This is a genomic window from Actinomyces oris (assembly GCF_006546825.1).
GTDB lineage: Bacteria > Actinomycetota > Actinomycetes > Actinomycetales > Actinomycetaceae > Actinomyces > Actinomyces oris.
Genome location: NZ_VICC01000001.1, coordinates 421932 through 438377 on the forward strand (window position 1 = coordinate 421932; position 16446 = coordinate 438377).

A 16446-nucleotide genomic window follows, 5' to 3' on the forward strand; every position below is an offset into this window, starting at 1 on the left:
GCCCGACGTCGGAGCCCGGCGACGGCGCGCCGTCCCGCTCCATGACTGTGCCAGGCCCGGTGTTGCCAGACTGTGAGGACGGTCCTCTCCGCGGTTCCTGGTCTCGGTGGTTCCTGGTCTCGGTGGCGCTTGGTTGTGCCGGCTCCGCGTCTCGCCGGCGGGGACATTCCGCGCGGCCGGGTGCGTGTCGTTCCGGGCGGGGGCGTTCGACGCCGTCGGGGACAGGAATACGGTCCCCGCACGCGCAGCTTGTCCCCGGCTGGCAGGGAGTGTCCCCGGGCGCGCAGGACGTCCCCGGCCGGGCGGCACAGGGTCGCGCGGCTGCGTCAGGCCATGACCTGCGTCCACTCCTCGCGGGCGGCGAGGAAGTCGCGCACCGCCTCCTGGGCGGCGGCCAGCGAGTGGTTCGCCCCCCAGCCGCACTGGACCTCGTTGGCCGCCGGCACCTCCTGAGCAGTGAGGATGTCGCGGAAGGTCGCCTCCAGCAGTGGCAGGAACTCCTCGGTCTCCACCCCCAGCATGAGGGCGTAGAAGCCGGTCTGGCAGCCCATGGGGGAGAAGTCGATGAGCCGGTCGGTGTGGTTGCGCATGAGCTCGGCGCTCAGGTGCTCGATGGAGTGCACGGCCTCCATCTCCAGGTGCTCGTGGTTGGGCTGGCAGAACCGCACGTCGTACTTGACGAGCACGTCCCCGCCGGGCAGCTCCTTGCGGTCGGCGACGCGCACGTAGGGCGCGGCCACCTTGGTGTGGTCCAGGTTGAAGGACTCGACGTTCATCCTCGGCGTGCTTTGCTGGCTCGTCTCGCTCATGGGCTCAGCCTACGGGGCGGTCACGAGGCAGGATGGGGCCATGACTTCACTGGCGCGCATCGTCACGGGGCCCGACGACGCCCCCACCCTGGTCCTACTCCACGGCATCACCGGCTCCGCGGTCTCCCTGGCCGAGGCCATCGACCACTGGGTGGGCCGCGGCTACCGGGTCGTAGCGGTCGACGCCCGCGGGCACGGCCTGTCCCCGCGGTGGGAGTCGGCCCAGCTCGAGCGGGCCGGGGAGGTCCTCGTGGAGGACCTCATCGTCGTCCTGGAGGAGTTGGAGGCCGCCTCGCGCGGCCGGGCCGCCCTGGGCCTGCCGACGCCGCCCGCCCCGGTCGTCATCGGTCACTCGATGGGCGCGGCCACCGCCATGGTGGCCGCCGTCCGTCGCCCCGACCTGCTCTGCGGCGTCGTCCTGGAGGACCCGGCCCGCTTCGGCACCCGCAGCCCGCGCGAGCTCCTGGCCCGCGGCGCCGCCCGGGAGCGGGCCCGCGCCGCCGAGGTCGCCGACCTGCCGGCCGCCGTCGGTCGCGCCCTGGAGACCATGCCCGACGCCGAGGCCCTCCCGGGTGTATGGGCCTCCCAGCGCACCGACCCGGGCCTGCTGCTGTCCGGCGTCGTCGCCCCCGAGGTCCCCTGGGACGAGGCCATGGCCGCCCTCGAGGTCCCCGCCCTGCTGCTCACCGGCGACCGGCCCGGCAGCGCCCGCGTGGGCAGCGAGGGCCTGGCCGCCGCCGCCCGCAACCCCCGCATCACCCCGGTCCTCGTGCCCGGGGCCGGCCACCAGGTGCGCCGCAGCGACCCGCAGGCCTTCTACCGCGCCGTCGACACCTGGCTGGCCGAGGTCCTGCCGGTGGGCTGAGGCGGGACCGCAGGCCACCGGGGCTCCACCCGGCCGCCGGACTGTCGCCGGAGCGCCGTCGCCACACCGTCGCCGCGCCGTCGTGCCACTGCCGCGTCACCACCGCGACCGCGGAAAAGGGGAGAGCTCCCACGGCGCGCACAGGCCCGTCAGAGCGCTGCGCGCCGCCCGTCCGTGGGAGGATGCGCCCATGGCAGCTGTGTCGGAAAAAGCTCGGAAGGCCGCCGTTCCCCTCCCCGGGGAGCGCACGCAGGGGGAGACCATCGCCTATCTCCTGGCGGCACTGACCATTGGCGCGGTGGGGCTCTATCTCATCCAGGACCTCTTCGCCCCGGCCTTCTTCGCCCTCACCCTCGTGGTGACGGTCCGGCCGCTGGTGTCCTGGATGACGCGCCACCGGGTGCCGCGCGTGGTCGCGGCGACGGCGGCGATCGCGCTCATCTTCACCTTCGTCGTCCTGCTGTTCGCGGCCCTGGCCGTCGCCGTCGCCCAGCTCGTCGACACCCTGCCGCAGTACGCCCCCAAGTTCCAGGCGATCTGGAAGCAGGTCGAGACCCAGCTCAACAGCATGGGGGTCGACCAGTCCGCGGTGCTCAAGCAGGTCACCAACGTCCTGGACACCTCCCAGCTCGTCATGGTGGCGCAGTCGGTCCTGGGGCAGCTGACCTCGGCCAGCGCGATGATGGGCGTCATGTCGATGGTGGTCGTCTTCCTCATGTTCGACACCGCCAAGATCGAGATCCGCACCGCGGCCCTCGGTGTCCTCAAACCGGGCATGGCCTCCGCCCTGGTGTCCTTCTGTGAGGCGGTGCGCTCCTACTGGATGGTCTCGACGGTCTTCGGTCTCATCGTGGCCGTCATCAACGCGGTCACCCTGTGGTACCTGAATGTGCCGATGGCCATCACCTGGGGCGTGGTCTCCTTCATCACCAACTACATCCCGAATATCGGCTTCGTCCTGGGCGTGGTGCCGCCGGCGATCCTGGGGCTGGTGGACTCCGGCCCTTGGACGGCGCTGTGGGTGGTGCTGTCCTACACGGCGGCCAACTTCGTCATCCAGTCCCTCATCCAGCCCAAGTTCACTGGGGACGCGGTGGGGCTCAATACGACGACGACCTTCCTGTGCCTGCTGTTCTGGTCCACCGTCACCGGGGCGTTGGGGACGATCCTGGCGGTGCCGCTGACCCTGTTCGTCAAGGCCCTCCTCATCGACTCCGACCCGCGCTCGCGCTGGGTGGGGATCTTCCTGTCCGCCGGCGACTCGCCCGTGCGCGACCCCGATGAGCTCGACCAGGGCGTGCTCGACCAGCTCGACCTCGACGGCGACGGCGTCGGCGAGGCCGATCCCGACTACGGCCGGGCCGTCGTCGAGAAGCGCGCCGAGGTCATCAAGGAGCGTGAGAAGGCCGGCAAGTCGGCCGTGCGCGCCGACGGCGACGACGTCGAGGTCTCCGCGCCCGCGGACTCGAGCCGGGCCACCAAGGACTGAGCTCAGGCCTGCGCCCCGGCGCACTGATGGCCGCAGGGCGAGCCTGGCGCTCAGGGAATCGGCGACTGCGTTTCGCCCCGAGAACGTACTTCTCCTCCAGATCACTGAGGTCCGTCCCCAGTCATCTGGAGGAGAACGCAGTCCTCGTTCAGAAAGTACGTTCTCGATGACGCGATCTGCCGTTCAGCTGGCCGGTGAGGGAGCCCTCGGGCTCAGGCCTCGGCGCGGCCGGACGGCTTCCCAGACGGCTCCTCGACCGACGCCCCGCGGCCCTCAGGGCTGGCGGGCCAGGTCCGCGGCTCCGACGAGCCCGGCCTCCTGACCGCCCTCGGCCAGGACCACCGGGATGGCGGGGCGGTGGGTGCCGGCCGTGAGGTTCTCGGCGAAGGCCTTGCGCGTGGGGGCGAGCAGGATGTCGCCGGCCTCGGCCAGACCGCCGGCGATGACGATGACCTCGGGGTCCAGCAGCGCGCACATGTCGGCCAGTCCCACCCCCAGCCAGTGGGTGAGCTGCTCGTAGCACTCCAGGGCGGCGGGGTCCCCCTCGCGGGCCGCGGCGGTGACGGCCTTGCCGGAGATGTGCTCCGGGTTGCCGCCGGAGAGCTCGATGATGCGGGCCGCGTAGTCGGGGCGGAACTGCGCCAGCTCCCAGGCGTTGATGCCCAGGGCCGTGCCGGCGCTGTAGCGCTCCAGGCACCCGCGCAGGCCGCACCCGCAGGGGCGGCCGCCGGGAACGACGTTGAGGTGCCCGATCTCCCCGCCGAATCCGGCCGCCCCGCGCAGGAGGTGCCCGTCGACGATGATGGCCCCGCCCACGCCGGTGCCGATGGCCACGATGAGGGCATTGCGCTTGCCGCGGGCCGCCCCGAAACGGGCCTCGGCCCACCCGAAGGCATTGGCGTCGTTCTCGACGACGACGGGCAGGCCCACGCCCTCGGAGACGACGTCGCCGATCCGCATCCCGGTCCAGTCCAGGTTGGTGCCGTGCGCCATCGTGTTGCGGTCGGAGGACACGAAGCCCGCCGCCCCGATGCCCACGGTGGCCACGTCGGGGAAGTCCTCCCGCAGCCGGCGCACCACCGTCGTGATCGTGTCAATGATCGCCTGGCGGTCGGCGGCGGGGGAGTCGCGCCGAATCGTCTGAAGAACCTTCCCCTCGTCGTCGACGACGCCGGCCGCGATCTTCGTTCCGCCGACATCCACTCCGATGCTCAGTGCCATGCTCGCGCTCCTTGGTGAAACGACCGTTGCTGACGTCGCTGCTTGCGTCGTTGCTCGTCAGACGATCAATGGGATAAGTGGTGGAAGAATAGCGTCCCCCGGCCCGCCCATGGGGCGAGTCGGGGGAGGAGCCCCGGCGTGGGGCGGGAGCACCTGAGCCGAGGGGCGCCATCGGCGCTCCGCTGCGCGGCGGTCAGTGCGCCGACGCCGGTGCCGCCGGGCTCGTCGGACTCGCGGTCCCGGTAGCGCCCTGGGCCCCCTGGGCCTCCTTGGCCTTGGCGGCCTGGCTCTTGACGACGGCCGTCATGTAGTCGGCGTCCTTGTACCCGTTGATGTAGGTCTCGCCCACGATCATGAACGGGGTTCCCTGAATGCCGATGGAGTGGACGTGCTGGGTGGACTCGGAGACGGCCTTGACGGTCTCGGCGGCAGTCATGTCGGTGCGGAACTTCGACAGGTCCGCCACCCCGGCCTTCTTGGCGAAGTCGACCAGGGAGTCCTCGGTGTAGGCCGGGTGGCCCTTGGGATCGGCGGCGGCGTAGACGGCGTCGTGGAACTCCCAGAACTTGCCCTGCTTGGCGGCGGCTCGCCCGGCCTGGGCGGCCAGGGGCGAGGTCTCGCTGATCTGGGCCAGGTCGCGCCACTCGATGCGCAGCGTGCCCTCCTCCACCAGCTTGTTCAGCTCGGGCTCGACATTCTGGGCGAACTGGGTGCAGAAGGGGCAGGCGAAGTCGGAGTAGATGACCATGACGACCGGCGCGTCGACCTTGCCCTTGGCCTGGCCGTCGGCCGGGTCGCGGTGGATCTCGGAGTGGATGAGCTCCAGGGTCTGCTGGTCGGCGACCGGCGGGGCCGGTACGGGCTCGGGGACCGCGGCGGCCGAATCGGAGGAGGAGGCGGGCGCCTGGCTGGCGGCGGCGGCTTGATGGCGGCGGGAGGCGACGTTCTGCAGCAGCACTGCGGCGAGGACGGCCAGGATGACGGCGATGACCACGAGGGTGATGACCGTGGCGCGGTTGGTCTTCGACTGCGTCTGCGTCGGCGTCGAAGAAGGCGGCTGAACACTCATGGCAGCGAGTCTGTCAGAGGAGACAGGCCCCGCAATACGCCTGATATGGCTGATGAGAGCACAGTTCGTCACAGCCGTCTCAGGCCGATCTCGGCAGACCCGCCAACCTCACGGGGCGCTCACGAGCCGCTTACGGCACGCTCACGAAGGTCACCGAAGCTCATCGGCCCCGGCGGAGGCGCCGTCGTCCATTCCTCGACCCACACACTTCGACCAAATCTTCATAATCGACCCGGAGCCGCGTCGTTTGTGAAGTTTTGGTCGAAGTGAGGCGGGGTCCCGGCCGGGCGGCGCTCTAACGCAGGGCTGCGCCGGCAGCCAGCCCGAGTCCGACGGCGCCCAGCGTCGCCGCCGTCATGAGGGCCGCGTGCGCCAGAGCCGGCCCCCACCGCCCGGCCAGCAGCAGGCGCGCCCCCTCGACGCAGGCCGTGGAGAAGGTCGAGTACCCGCCCAGGAAGCCGGTCCCCACGACGGTCAGCGCGGTGGCGGCCCAGGTCCCGGAGTGCGGCGTGCCGGCCGCCCGGCCCACGAGCAGGCCCATGAGCAGGCAGGCGGTCACGTTGACGACGACCGTGCCCCACGGCATCCGCAGCATCCGCGACATCCAGGGCGCCCGCAGCCCGGAACGACGCCGCTGCCGGCCTCCCGCCGCAGCCTCCCGGGCGACTCGGCGGCTGAGGCGGCTGACGGAGGTGTCCACGCCCCAGCGGCAGGCCGCCCCCACCCCGCCGGCCAGCGCCAGGGGGAGCCAGTCGGTGAGCCAGGTTCCCAGCCCGGCGGCGGCCCCGCTCATGACGCCTCCGGGAGGCGGCCGCTGCCCGCTCGGTCCACTCGGCCTGCTCGGCCCACACTGCCTGTGCGACCCGTGCGACCCGTGCGGCGCAGACGGCCGGCCAGCCACAGCCCAAGCCCGGCCGCCACCAGCCCGGCCACCATCGACCCCACCAGGTAGGCGGCGCCGAGGACCGGGTGGCCGCCGTCCCCACCGGAGGTCAGGAGCCGGTGGCTCTCCAGGATGAAGGTCGAGTGCGTCGTCAGCCCGCCCAGGACCCCTGTGCCCAGGGCCAGTCGCAGGCGGGGGCGGCCTTCGCCGAGCGCCCCGAGCAGCAGCCCCAGGGCGAGGGCCCCGACGACGTTGAGGGCCAGGGTCGTGACCGGCAGGTGCCCGGGGGAGGCGGGCCAGGCCCGCTCCAGGGCCGCGCGCACCAGCGTGCCCGCGCATCCGCCCGCGGCGACCAGGGCCAGGGAGGCAGTCACGGATGGGGCCCGCCCGGCTGCTGGCGGGGAGTCTGCGGCGGCTCCCGAGGCGGAGCCGGCTGTCGAGGGGGACACAGCCACGGTCGGGGCCGGCTCGGCTCCCGGCTCAGTCCTCGGCCCGGCCCCCGGGCGGGCGACGGCCCCCGGCGCGGAATCGCCCCCGGTCTCGGAGGCGCCGCGGGTTCCGGCGCCGGCGCCGGGGTCGGCCTCAGCCATTGCGCTTGGCGATCTGGTAGTTGTCCTTGTTGTAGATGAGGGTGTAGGTGGCTCCCTGCTTGGAGTGCTTCTTGCCCCAGGCGGCGGCATCACTACTGCCCCACTGGTTGGCGCTGGTCGGGGTCATGACGATGTACTCCTTGTCGGGTCCGCTCGTGCCCGCCCAGGAGACCTCGGCCCGGGGCACCAGGTAGGCCAGCAGCGACAGGTCGGTGACCACCGTGGCCCCCTCGGGGATCGTGGCGATGACCTCGTGGGCGACGGCCACCCGATGCGTCTCGGTTCTCTTCGCCTCGTCGCTCTGCTTGGCCTCGGCGGCGAGCGGGTCGAAGTTCTTGTTGGTGGCCTGCCACAGCGGGAGGTAGGGGGCGGTCAGCACCCCGGTGGCCACCGCGGTGAGGATGCTCGTGGCCACCACGAAGCGGTGCCGCATCGGCACCGTGAGCCAGGTGGGGAAGGCGGTCGGGCGCCGGCGCGGGCCGTCGACGTCGGACTCGCCGGCGGTGCCTGCCTCCCCTGCCTCCCCGGCAGCCAGGGCGGCCCGGGCGGAGCGCCCCATGACCGCTCGGCCATCGACCCCCACCTGCCTGACGGGGTGGTCGGCCACGTAGGAGCCGTGCGCCCGGCGCCGGGCGACGACGTCGAGCAGCGCCCCCAGCGCGATGGGCATGAGGGTGGCGTTGTAGTGCCAGTTGTCCCACACCCAGTAGAACTCCACCGACCCCAGGAACCGCCACGCCAGCGTCGGCAGCACCACGAGCAGCCACGGCGAGGTGACCCCGATGATTCCGCTGGTGAGGATCAGCATGACGACCACCGTGGCCTTCTGGGTCAGGGCGTCGGGTGAGGTGGGCTGGTCCTGTGAGCTCAGGCCGTAGTCCCACACCCCGTTGATGTTGAAGGCCGGAAGGAACACCTGGATCGCGAAGAGGAAGGCCGCGATCCCGCCGACGATCATGCCCACGCCCAGGCGCAGCCCCCGACGCCGGTTGCGGGCGGCGTCGTCCTGGGGAGCGCTTCCAGCGGAGTTCCCAGCAGCATCCCCAGCGGCGTCGAGGCCGTCGGCCCCACGGCTACCGGGCCGGATGACCGTGCACGTGCGATACCAGGCCGGGACCGCTGAGGTGAGGATGACGGCCACTCCGATCATGAGCACCGTCAGCCCCATGTCCTCCTTGACCAGGACCAGGGGCACCGACCAGGCCGTCACCGCCCCCCAGCGTCGCTCCACGAAGGCCACCGAGGCGTAGGCCAGCAGCGGCATCGCGAAGGCGATCTCATGGAACTGTGCCGCCACGGCCCCCTGCATCCCCCAGGACAGGACGTAGACGAGCCCCAGCCCGCCGGCCACCCACTCATTCGTCAGGCGGCTGGCCAGGCGGGTCAGCGGCCATGCCGAGAACGCCAGCAGCAGGTCCTGAGTGATGAGCAGGCTCAGGGGCGTGGGGAAGAGCCTCCAGATCGGCCCCAGCAGAATGAGGATCGGGTGGAAGTGGTCACCCAGGAGGTTGTATCCGTCACCCTTGACCGGCACGATCGGGGTCTGGAAGTGGGCGTAGGCCTTGGCCAGCTCGGAGAAGATCGCCAGGTCCCAGCTGGGCACCGGCTTCATCGTCTCCCACTGGACGATCGAGTAGTAGATCATCACCCAGGCGCCGATGACGACGACGATCGCAGCCGGAATCGAGTGGCGGATCTGCTCCTTGAGGTTCACGGCGCCGAGCCTACCCGTGTGAATCGGGGATGAACCTGGTAGCGCTAGGCTCGTGGCGTCACCCACGATCAGGAGACGAGATGCCCCTCACGCCGCCGCCCGCCGATTCCACCTCGGCGGCCGAGTCCTCGCCGCCTCAGCGGCCTGACCTCGACCAGATGGTGGACCACGACGCCGAGCCTCAGCTCCAGCGCCACCTCACCAACCGCCACGTCCAGCTCATCGCCATCGGCGGGGCCATCGGAACCGGGCTGTTCATGGGGTCGGGGAAGACGATCTCCCTGGCTGGTCCCGGTGTGTTCCTCGTCTACGCGGTCATCGGCGCCATCCTCTTCCTGGTCATGCGGGCCCTGGGCGAGGTGCTGCTGTCCAACCTGTCCTACAAGTCCTTCGCCGACGTCGCCCACGACCTCATCGGGCCGTGGGCGGGCTTCTTCGTGGGCTGGACCTACTACGTGTGCTGGCTGGTGACGGCCGTGGCCGAGGTCATCGTCATCACCGGCTACGTGAGGTACTGGTGGCCACACCTGCCTCTGTGGACCACGCCAGTGGTGACCGTGATCCTGCTGTTCGGCCTCAACCTCGCCACCGTCAAGGCCTTCGGGGAGATCGAGTTCTGGTTCTCCATCATCAAGATCGTGGCCATCATGGCGCTCGTCGTCGTCGGTGTCCTCATGGTGCTGCGCGGGTTCACGGCGCCCAACGGCGCCCACGCCCAGTTCTCCAACATCTGGAGCGGCGGGCTCTTCCCCAACGGTGCGAGCGGGTTCTTCGGGGCCTTCCAGATCGCCATCTTCGCCTTCGTGGGCACCGAGCTCGTGGGGACCGCGGCCGCCGAGGCCAAGGACCCGGAGGTCACCCTGCCCCGGGCCATCAACGCCATCCCGGTGCGCATCGTCCTGTTCTACCTGGGGGCGCTCGCGGCCATCATGGCCGTCACCCCGTGGCAGGAGATCAACCCCGAGGCAAGCCCCTTCGTGGCCATGTTCGCCCTGGCGGGGCTCGGCGTGGCCGCCAGCGTCGTCAACTTCGTGGTGCTCACGGCCGCGGCGTCGTCGGCCAATTCCGGGGTCTACTCCACCTCCCGGATGCTCTTCGGCCTGTCCTGGGCGGACAACGCCCCTCACGTCTTCCGCAAGCTGACGGCTCGTTCGGTGCCGGGTGTGTCCCTGGCCGTCACCTGCGCCAGTCTGCTCACCTCGATCCCGCTGCTCTACACCTCCAAGTCCATCATCGCGGCCTTCACGACGGTGACCACGGTGGCCAGCGTCCTGTTCATCCTCGTGTGGTGCGTCATCGTCGTGAGCTACCTGCGGTTCCTCACCCTGCGGCCCGAGCTTCACCGCGCCAGCACCTTCCGCCTGCCCGGTGAGCGTGGGGCGGCCTGGTTGTGCCTGGGCTTCTTCGCCTTCGTCATCTGGACCCTCACTCAGGCCCACGACACTCGCATCGCGGTCTTCGCCTCGCCCCTGTGGCTGGTGGTGCTGGGCGTGGCCTGGCTCGTCCACAGCAGCCGGCTCGCCAGGCAGCAGGAGCTCCAGTCATGAGTGCCGGTGGCGGTGGGTCAGTGACACCGGAGCCGTCGGTCGGGCCGACGTCGTCGGCCTGCCTGGAGGAGCTGCTCGCCCGCGGGGTGGCTGCGGTCCGCCAGGCGGCCGTCTTCGCCCTGGACCCGGGTGAGGAGCTGCGCATCGAGGCCAAGGCCCACCGCAACGACCTGGTCACCCAGGTCGATCGCGGCGTCGAGGAGCGCATCGCCGGTCACCTGGAGGCCACGGGCGTCCCCATCCACGGCGAGGAGGCGCACCGCGTCGAGGACTTCGAGACCTACCGCGGGCGGGCCTGGGTGCTCGACCCCATCGACGGGACCCTCAACTACGTGGCCACCCACCGCGACTGGGCCATCTCCCTGGCCCTGGTCGACGACGGCGCGCCCACGGTGGCCGTCCTCGCCGACCCCGTGGCGGGCCGGCTCTACACGGCCATCCGCGGGCGGGGCGCATGGGTGCAGCCGCTTCTGGCGGGGTCGGCGGGCACCGACGACGCGGCGCCGCGGGCCCTGGAGCGGCTGGAGGACCTGCCCTTGAGTGAGGGCATGCTCATCGCCCACTACCAGCTCACGCAGGATGCGGGCATCGGCCAGGCCATCGAGGCCTCGCGCGGCATGCGCTGCTACGGGGCGGCCGCCCTGGAGATGGCGGAGGTGGCCGCGGGCGGCGCGGTCGTCTATGCCCAGCCGCGGCTCCAGCCCTGGGACGTCGCGGCCGGTGCGCTGCTGTGCACCGAGACCGGCGCGGTCCTGACCCGGATGGACGGGGCGCCCTTCGACGTGCGCCGCGCCGGCTCGCTCCTCGTGGGCACCCCGACCGCCCACGCCGAGGTGCTGGGGCACCTGCGCGCCGTCGGGGCCTGAGGCTCGCTGCGGCGGGCCAGGTGCCTGCCTTCGCGCCTCTACATTGCCGACTTGCAACGGTTCAGGTGGTGCGAGGTGGCTCGCCAAAGGTAGCCTCGTCGGCTCTTCTGGACAACAGGTGTTGTGTTGGTGATAACATCAAGACATGGACTCACCTCGCCTCGTCAAGCTTCGCTTAGGGAGTTTCAAGAGTTTTAAGAATCAAGAACTTCCGATTTCGTCACTGACGATGCTCATTGGTCGCAACGCCAGCGGAAAGTCGAACACGCTTGATGCGCTATCGTTGCTCGCCCTTCTCTCCTCGGATCGCACTCTGACGGACCTGGATCGCGACGATCCGGAGGTCGCGGGCCTTCGTGGCGGCCTTAGTGGCTGCACCCCCTTCAATCAAGGCTCGATTGACGTCGGGGTGACCATTGACCTGGGTGATGATACGCAAGCAGTTCTTGATATCGAGCTTGATCCCCAAAGGTTTGAGGTTCTTCGGGAGCGGTTGCGACTTACTGGGCAGCGCAATCTTACGCTCATTGAAGCCGTTCAGGATGATCCTGGAAGTGGTCTTATTTCAGCGAAGATATATAGTGGGGGGTCTCCCAAGATTTTCTCAATGCCTGCCAATCGAATGGTGGCATTTCAGGCGGTCACGAGAGTTCCCGAAGACACAAAGTCCCGTAGATTAGTAGTTGGCGTCGCTCGTCGGGTCATTGAAGTTCTCTCAGGAATTTTTGTCCTTGATCCTGTCCCCTCAAGTATGCGATCGTATGTGCGCCTTGGGGCCTCGCCGGACCGCACAGCCTCGTCGTTGTCGGCGCAACTGCACAGTCTTCGCTCGAGTCCTCAGCTCTGGGAGCGCTTAGTTGACCTGGTGCAAAGCCTTGTTGGTGCGCGTGCAACCGACCTCACTTTTGCTGAAGGTAGATTCCCGGATGCGCCATCTCCTGTTGATGTCATGGTCGCACTCAAGGAAATCGGTCCTGCCGGAGAATTTCTCATTCCTGCAAGCACTATGAGTGACGGGACGCTGCGTTATCTGGCAATCCTGGCCACCCTTCTTATATCTCAAGAATCAGATAACCACCCCCAAAAGGGGAGGGTTATTGTGGTTGAGGAAATTGAGAACGGTCTCTTTCCTGATCAAGCTTCTCGCATTCTATACCTATTGCGAGAGGAAGCGGCGAATCAAAATATCACCCTCATCACAACGACACACAGTCCAGCGCTGCTTGATGCTGTTTCACCTGAAGATCATGAAGGTATTATCGTTGTTCGTCGGGACGAGGATTCTCGTAGTCGCCTCACTCCCCTCATCGAGCATGAGAACTATATCCAGCTTGTCCAGGCTGGTCGACTTGGACAGGAGGTTGCTCGCGGCTCGCTTACCGTCACTCCGTCCTCGACGTCAACATCGCGCTCTCTTAGGGACATCATCTCATGAATGCTTCGACAACCGTTCCCCCCAGGAGGCTGGAACTGCTCGACACCAGTGTTCTTCTGGAAATTCTGGAAGTCCCATACGAAAGTGATCGATCTGTGGAGGTCGTCGAGGAGTTTCAAGCCAAGTGCGACGCAGGTGTTGAACTGCAGATCCCTATGGCAACGGTTCTTGAGACAGGGGCACACATCAGGAAGATCAAAGTTCCTAAGGAACCTGAGGCAAGAAAGAAATGTGCAAATAAATTCTCCCGCTTTCTTGAAGCGGCGCTGAAGGGTGAGGCTCCGTGGGCGTTTACGTCGTTTTCTTGGGACGACAAGGTGATTCGTGCTCTATTGGACGGTCAAGGTCATGGCTACGGTCTCGAGCGCTCTCTTGGGGACGGTGTTTTTGAAATCGGGGATCTCACCATCGTCGAGGAGTGGCGCCTCTCATCGAAAAACTTCAATCGTAAAGTGGTCGACGTCGATGTTTGGACTCTTGATGACACGTTACGAGGTGTCATTGATGATCTTCGTGGTTGCTGACAATCAGGTTTAAGAACTGCTGCAAGTGATTCGAATCTGGACAATCTAATGGGGTACTGCGTCCTCTAGACTGTGTGCGGCTCCAGCCCTGGGACGTCGCGGCCGGTGCGCTGCTGTGCACCGAGACCGGCGCGGTCCTGACCCGGATGGACGGGGCGCCCTTCGACGTGCGCCGTGCCGGCTCGCTCCTCGTGGGCACCCCGACCGCCCACGCCGAGGTGCTGGGGCACCTGCGCGCCGTCGGGGCCTGAGGCTCGCTGCGGCGGGCCAGGTGCCTGCCTTCGCGCGGTCGTGCCTTATGCCTCGAGATCGAGGGTTCAAGGGTGCTGTGTTGTCTCATGACTTCTGAGAGTTTCGGATGTCATGACATCTGAGACACCGGTGGGGTGCGTCTGCCAGATGGGAGAGCTGCTGCTTCAGTCTGCCGGAGAGGGGCTGCCCCGGTCACTGTGGTGGTTGCCGTCGTCTGGATGCACTGCACGAGGGTGGGGTGTTACTGGAGGAGGGTTGGGGGCACTTTGGGTGGGTGGGGCCTTCGTGCAGTACGCACAACCCTTGGTCAGTGGATCCCGACCCTCGTGGAGCGGGCCGACTCGAGGCGGAGCCGGCGTCGGGTCATAGCCTCCCGGCCCTCTGCGCAGACGTCGGTCGGAAGTCGGTCGGGCGGACCTGTGACGGAGGCGCCGGGCTGTGCCGTAAGGACCCCGGTCTCACTCCTGCGCGGCCTAGTGTCCACAGCACTGACATTAACGGGCCCACCGTCAATGTTCCCAGCGGGGATCGTTGGAATCCTGCGGTTTCTCTCCGGCGAGCGGCGCCGAGGCACCCGTGATGTCAGCACCATGGACACCCACACCCCGTCATGTCTCGCCCCTAGGCCGCCCTCGCCTCCTGGACCACCGGCCTGCCCCGGGTTCGTGCCCGAGCGGGTGTCTCAGAACTCATGACACCCAAATGTCTCAGAAGTGAGGAGACAGCACAGAGGGTTCAAGGGTGCGACCGCGCGACCTACCCTACGACCGCGCGGTCGTGCAGCCGGATGAGCGCTGCGCACAGGTGGTCGCCCCGGTGTTAATCTGTGTGGCGGTCGTTTAGGTCTGGGGGCGCGTGCCACCACCCGGGAACCCTCGCGAAAGGTGCGCCATGTGAGGCAGACACTCGTTTTGCTGCTGATCTGCACCGCCAGCTTCATGAACGTCCTGGACGTCACGGTCGTCTCCGTCGCGCTGCCTGACATGGGGGCCGCGCTGGGGGCGTCGCTGAGCGAGCTCCAGTGGGTGGTCAACGCCTACACCCTGCCGCTGGGGACACTCCTCATGTCGGCGGCGACGCTGAGCGGATCGGTCGGGCGGCTGCGCCTCTTCCGCTGGGGCGTTGTCCTGTTCACGGCCGGCTCCCTGGTCTGCGCGCTGGCACCGTCGGTCGGTGTCCTGGACTGGAGCCGCTTCATTCAGGGGGTCGGTGGCGCGATCTTCCTGGGCGTCGGCGTCCCCATGATCTCGGACCGCTACCAGGCCGGCCCCGCCCGGGCGCGGGCGATCGGTGTCTACGGCGCGGTCTCCGGTGCGGCGATCGCCCTGGGACCGCTCCTTGGCGGAGGGCTCGTGCTGATGGCGGGCTGGCGCTCGATCTTCTGGGTCAACGTCCCGGTGGGCCTGGCGGTCTGGCGCGGATCGCGCTGGGTTCCCGAGGTCGGCGCGGACCGGGGCGGCGCCGCGGGCAAGGCGGCATCCAGGAAGGTCGACTGGCCGGGCACGGTGCTGTGCGTCGCCATGACGGGGGCGCTCACACTGGCGCTCCTCCAGGGCAACACGTGGGGATGGGCCTCGCCCGTGATCGTCTCCCTGCTGGCCGGCTCGGCGGTGCTGCTCGCCGCGTTCTGCCTCGTCGAGAGACGATCGGCCAGCCCCATGGTCGACGTCTCGATCCTCACCGAACCCACCTACGCCGGCAGCGTCCTGGTCGGCTTCATCATCCAGGCGGCCCTCATCGGGCCAATGGCCTTCCTGTCCCTGTACGCGCAGAACATCTACCGGCTCACCCCCGCCCAGACCGGACTGTGCTTCCTGCCCTTCAGCGCCTCCGCCCTCATCGTGGCCGCCACCTGCGGGGGAGCGGTCAGACGCCATGGAGCCAGGGCGAACCTGCTGGGAATCGTGCTGGGCGGCGTCATCGGCTCCTGCCTGCTTATGCTCCTACGCGGATCGAGTACCTGGCTGGTCCTCATTCCCGGGCTCGTCCTGGCGGGGGCCGCCACCGGGGCCACCGGGACGATCGTCAACCAGCTGGCGGTCTTCTCGGCCGATGAGGACACCGCCGGGATGACCTCAGGATTCTCCGCCTCCGCTCGGCAGCTCGGCATCGTCATGGGGGTCGCGGTCATGGGTGTGAGCTATGAGCGCGTCATCCGGAGCGTGATGACGATGGCCCCGCAGATCGGCGTCCTGGGGCGGACTGCGGATCGGGAGCGTCTCATCTCCTTGGTGGCCTCCGGCAAGGGGCTGCGGGCCCTGGACGGATGGCCCACCGCCACGCCGGCAGGGATGCGCTCCCACCTGGCACCGCTGGTCCGCTCCGCCACGGATGCGGGGCTCAGCGTCAGCCTGGGGGTGGGGGCCGCGGTGATGCTCGCCGTCGCGATCCACCTGGCCCTGACCGTCCCCGGACGGCGCCAGAAGCGAGAGGTCTCGCACCTGTTCGCCTCGTGATCGTGCTCCCGCGCTGTCGAGGGTTCAGGGCACTGTGCTGTCTCCTCACTTCTGAGACATGTGAGTGTCATGACTTCTGAGACTCTCGCTCGGGCGGGAACTCTGGGCGGGCTGGTGGTCCTGGAGGCGAGGATGGGGCGAGGGGAAGAAGTCTGGAGGGCCGCTGGTGTCCACAGCACTGACATTAACCCCGTACCGGCGCTGCACACCGGAGAGAAACCGCAGTATTCCAACGATCCCCGCTGAGCGCGCTGACGCCGGGCTGGCTAATGTCAGCGCTGTGGACACCAGTCCTCGCAGGAGTGAGTCCGGGGTTCTTGCGGCACGGCCCGGCTCCTCCGTCACAGGTCCGTCCCCACCGTCCCCTGCCCGCCGTCTGCGCTGGGGCCCGGTGGTCATGGTTGGACGCCGGCTCCGCAGTGAGTCTCACCTCGGGTCGACCTGCTCCACGAGGGTCGGGATCTACTGGCCAAGGGTTGTGCGTACTGCACGAAGGCCCCACCTACCCAAAGTGCCCCCCACCCTCCTCCAGTAGCACCCCACCCTCGTGCAGTGCATCCAGACGACGCCGGCAACCACCACAGCCACCGGGGCAGCCCCTCCAGCAGGGAGAATCAGCAGCTCTCCCATCTGGCAGACACACACTCAACCGGTGTCTCAGATGTCATGACATCCGAAACTCTCAGAAGTCATGAGACAACACAGAGGGTTCAGGGTACGACCGCG

General features: G+C 68.6%; 13 protein-coding genes and 1 pseudogene. 8 read left to right on the plus strand and 6 right to left on the minus strand.

Features of this window, described 5'->3' with window-relative positions:
- Positions 1–326: 326 nt before the first annotated feature.
- Positions 327–809 carry an S-ribosylhomocysteine lyase gene (locus tag FK267_RS01790; RefSeq protein ID WP_009406873.1) on the minus strand — a complete coding sequence of 161 codons (483 nt, stop codon included), beginning with the start codon at positions 807–809 and terminating at the stop codon, positions 327–329.
- Positions 810–849: 40 nt separating this feature from the next.
- Here FK267_RS01790 and FK267_RS01795 point away from each other — a divergent pair, with 40 nt between their 5' ends.
- Together FK267_RS01795 and FK267_RS01800 are read left to right on the plus strand one after the other, a co-directional pair.
- Complete coding sequence (locus FK267_RS01795) at positions 850–1674, plus strand: alpha/beta fold hydrolase (RefSeq protein ID WP_141405998.1); 825 nt, start codon at positions 850–852, stop codon at positions 1672–1674.
- A gap of 190 nt (positions 1675–1864) precedes the next feature.
- The gene (locus FK267_RS01800) at positions 1865–3163 is read left to right on the plus strand and encodes an AI-2E family transporter (protein WP_141406000.1); all 1299 of its coding nucleotides are present in this window, start codon (positions 1865–1867) and stop codon (positions 3161–3163) included.
- 273 nt (positions 3164–3436) lie between these two features.
- On the opposite strand, the gene FK267_RS01805 is transcribed toward FK267_RS01800, so the two are convergent.
- The 5 genes from FK267_RS01805 to FK267_RS01825 all read right to left on the minus strand — a co-directional run bounded on the left by FK267_RS01805 (position 3437) and on the right by FK267_RS01825 (position 8640).
- The gene (locus FK267_RS01805) at positions 3437–4384 is read right to left on the minus strand and encodes an ROK family glucokinase (RefSeq protein ID WP_141406002.1); all 948 of its coding nucleotides are present in this window, start codon (positions 4382–4384) and stop codon (positions 3437–3439) included.
- A 193-nt stretch (positions 4385–4577) separates the two neighbouring features.
- Positions 4578–5525 (minus strand): DsbA family protein, encoded by a 948-nt coding sequence (locus tag FK267_RS01810; protein ID WP_141406004.1) that lies wholly within the window; start codon positions 5523–5525, stop codon positions 4578–4580.
- A gap of 223 nt (positions 5526–5748) precedes the next feature.
- The gene (locus FK267_RS01815) at positions 5749–6246 is read right to left on the minus strand and encodes a fluoride efflux transporter FluC (RefSeq protein WP_141406006.1); all 498 of its coding nucleotides are present in this window, start codon (positions 6244–6246) and stop codon (positions 5749–5751) included.
- Positions 6243–6926, minus strand: a complete 684-nt coding sequence (locus tag FK267_RS01820; RefSeq protein ID WP_249039330.1) for a fluoride efflux transporter FluC — start codon at positions 6924–6926, stop codon at positions 6243–6245. Before FK267_RS01820 ends, FK267_RS01815 begins: the two co-directional genes overlap by 4 nt.
- A complete protein-coding gene (locus FK267_RS01825) occupies positions 6919–8640 on the minus strand; it encodes a DUF2079 domain-containing protein (protein WP_141406007.1) in 1722 nt (573 codons plus the stop codon). The genes FK267_RS01820 and FK267_RS01825 overlap by 8 nt, the downstream gene beginning before the upstream one ends.
- Positions 8641–8720: 80 nt before the next feature.
- Between FK267_RS01825 and FK267_RS01830 the strand changes: the two genes are divergently transcribed.
- From FK267_RS01830 to FK267_RS01860, 6 genes and pseudogenes are all read left to right on the plus strand, one after another.
- Complete coding sequence (locus FK267_RS01830; RefSeq protein WP_198498119.1) at positions 8721–10187, plus strand: amino acid permease; 1467 nt, start codon at positions 8721–8723, stop codon at positions 10185–10187.
- Complete coding sequence (locus FK267_RS01835) at positions 10184–11053, plus strand: inositol monophosphatase family protein (RefSeq protein WP_141406008.1); 870 nt, start codon at positions 10184–10186, stop codon at positions 11051–11053. Before FK267_RS01830 ends, FK267_RS01835 begins: the two co-directional genes overlap by 4 nt.
- A 145-nt stretch (positions 11054–11198) precedes the next feature.
- On the plus strand, positions 11199–12488 hold the full coding sequence (locus FK267_RS01840; protein WP_141406009.1) for an AAA family ATPase: 1290 nt from the start codon (positions 11199–11201) through the stop codon (positions 12486–12488).
- Positions 12485–13012 (plus strand): hypothetical protein, encoded by a 528-nt coding sequence (locus FK267_RS01845; protein WP_141406010.1) that lies wholly within the window; start codon positions 12485–12487, stop codon positions 13010–13012. Before FK267_RS01840 ends, FK267_RS01845 begins: the two co-directional genes overlap by 4 nt.
- A gap of 77 nt (positions 13013–13089) precedes the next feature.
- Positions 13090–13263: pseudogene (locus FK267_RS01850) on the plus strand (inositol monophosphatase family protein); the annotation flags it as partial.
- 894 nt (positions 13264–14157) lie between these two features.
- Positions 14158–15720, plus strand: coding sequence for an MFS transporter (locus FK267_RS01860; protein WP_141406014.1), 1563 nt, complete (start codon positions 14158–14160; stop codon positions 15718–15720).
- Positions 15721–16446 lie beyond the last annotated feature (726 nt).

Bases quoted from the DNA above. Each gene is read 5' to 3' on its own strand.
- FK267_RS01830 (WP_198498119.1), top strand. From the start codon at position 8,721: ATGCCCCTCACGCCGCCGCCCGCCGATTCCACCTCGGCGGCCGAGTCC.
- FK267_RS01795 (WP_141405998.1), top strand. From the start codon at position 850: ATGACTTCACTGGCGCGCATCGTCACGGGGCCCGACGACGCCCCCACC.
- FK267_RS01845 (WP_141406010.1), top strand. From the start codon at position 12,485: ATGAATGCTTCGACAACCGTTCCCCCCAGGAGGCTGGAACTGCTCGAC.
- FK267_RS01790 (WP_009406873.1), bottom strand. From the start codon at position 809: ATGAGCGAGACGAGCCAGCAAAGCACGCCGAGGATGAACGTCGAGTCC.
- FK267_RS01805 (WP_141406002.1), bottom strand. From the start codon at position 4,384: ATGGCACTGAGCATCGGAGTGGATGTCGGCGGAACGAAGATCGCGGCC.
- FK267_RS01815 (WP_141406006.1), bottom strand. From the start codon at position 6,246: ATGAGCGGGGCCGCCGCCGGGCTGGGAACCTGGCTCACCGACTGGCTC.
- FK267_RS01840 (WP_141406009.1), top strand. From the start codon at position 11,199: ATGGACTCACCTCGCCTCGTCAAGCTTCGCTTAGGGAGTTTCAAGAGT.
- FK267_RS01835 (WP_141406008.1), top strand. From the start codon at position 10,184: ATGAGTGCCGGTGGCGGTGGGTCAGTGACACCGGAGCCGTCGGTCGGG.
- FK267_RS01800 (WP_141406000.1), top strand. From the start codon at position 1,865: ATGGCAGCTGTGTCGGAAAAAGCTCGGAAGGCCGCCGTTCCCCTCCCC.
- FK267_RS01820 (WP_249039330.1), bottom strand. From the start codon at position 6,926: ATGGCTGAGGCCGACCCCGGCGCCGGCGCCGGAACCCGCGGCGCCTCC.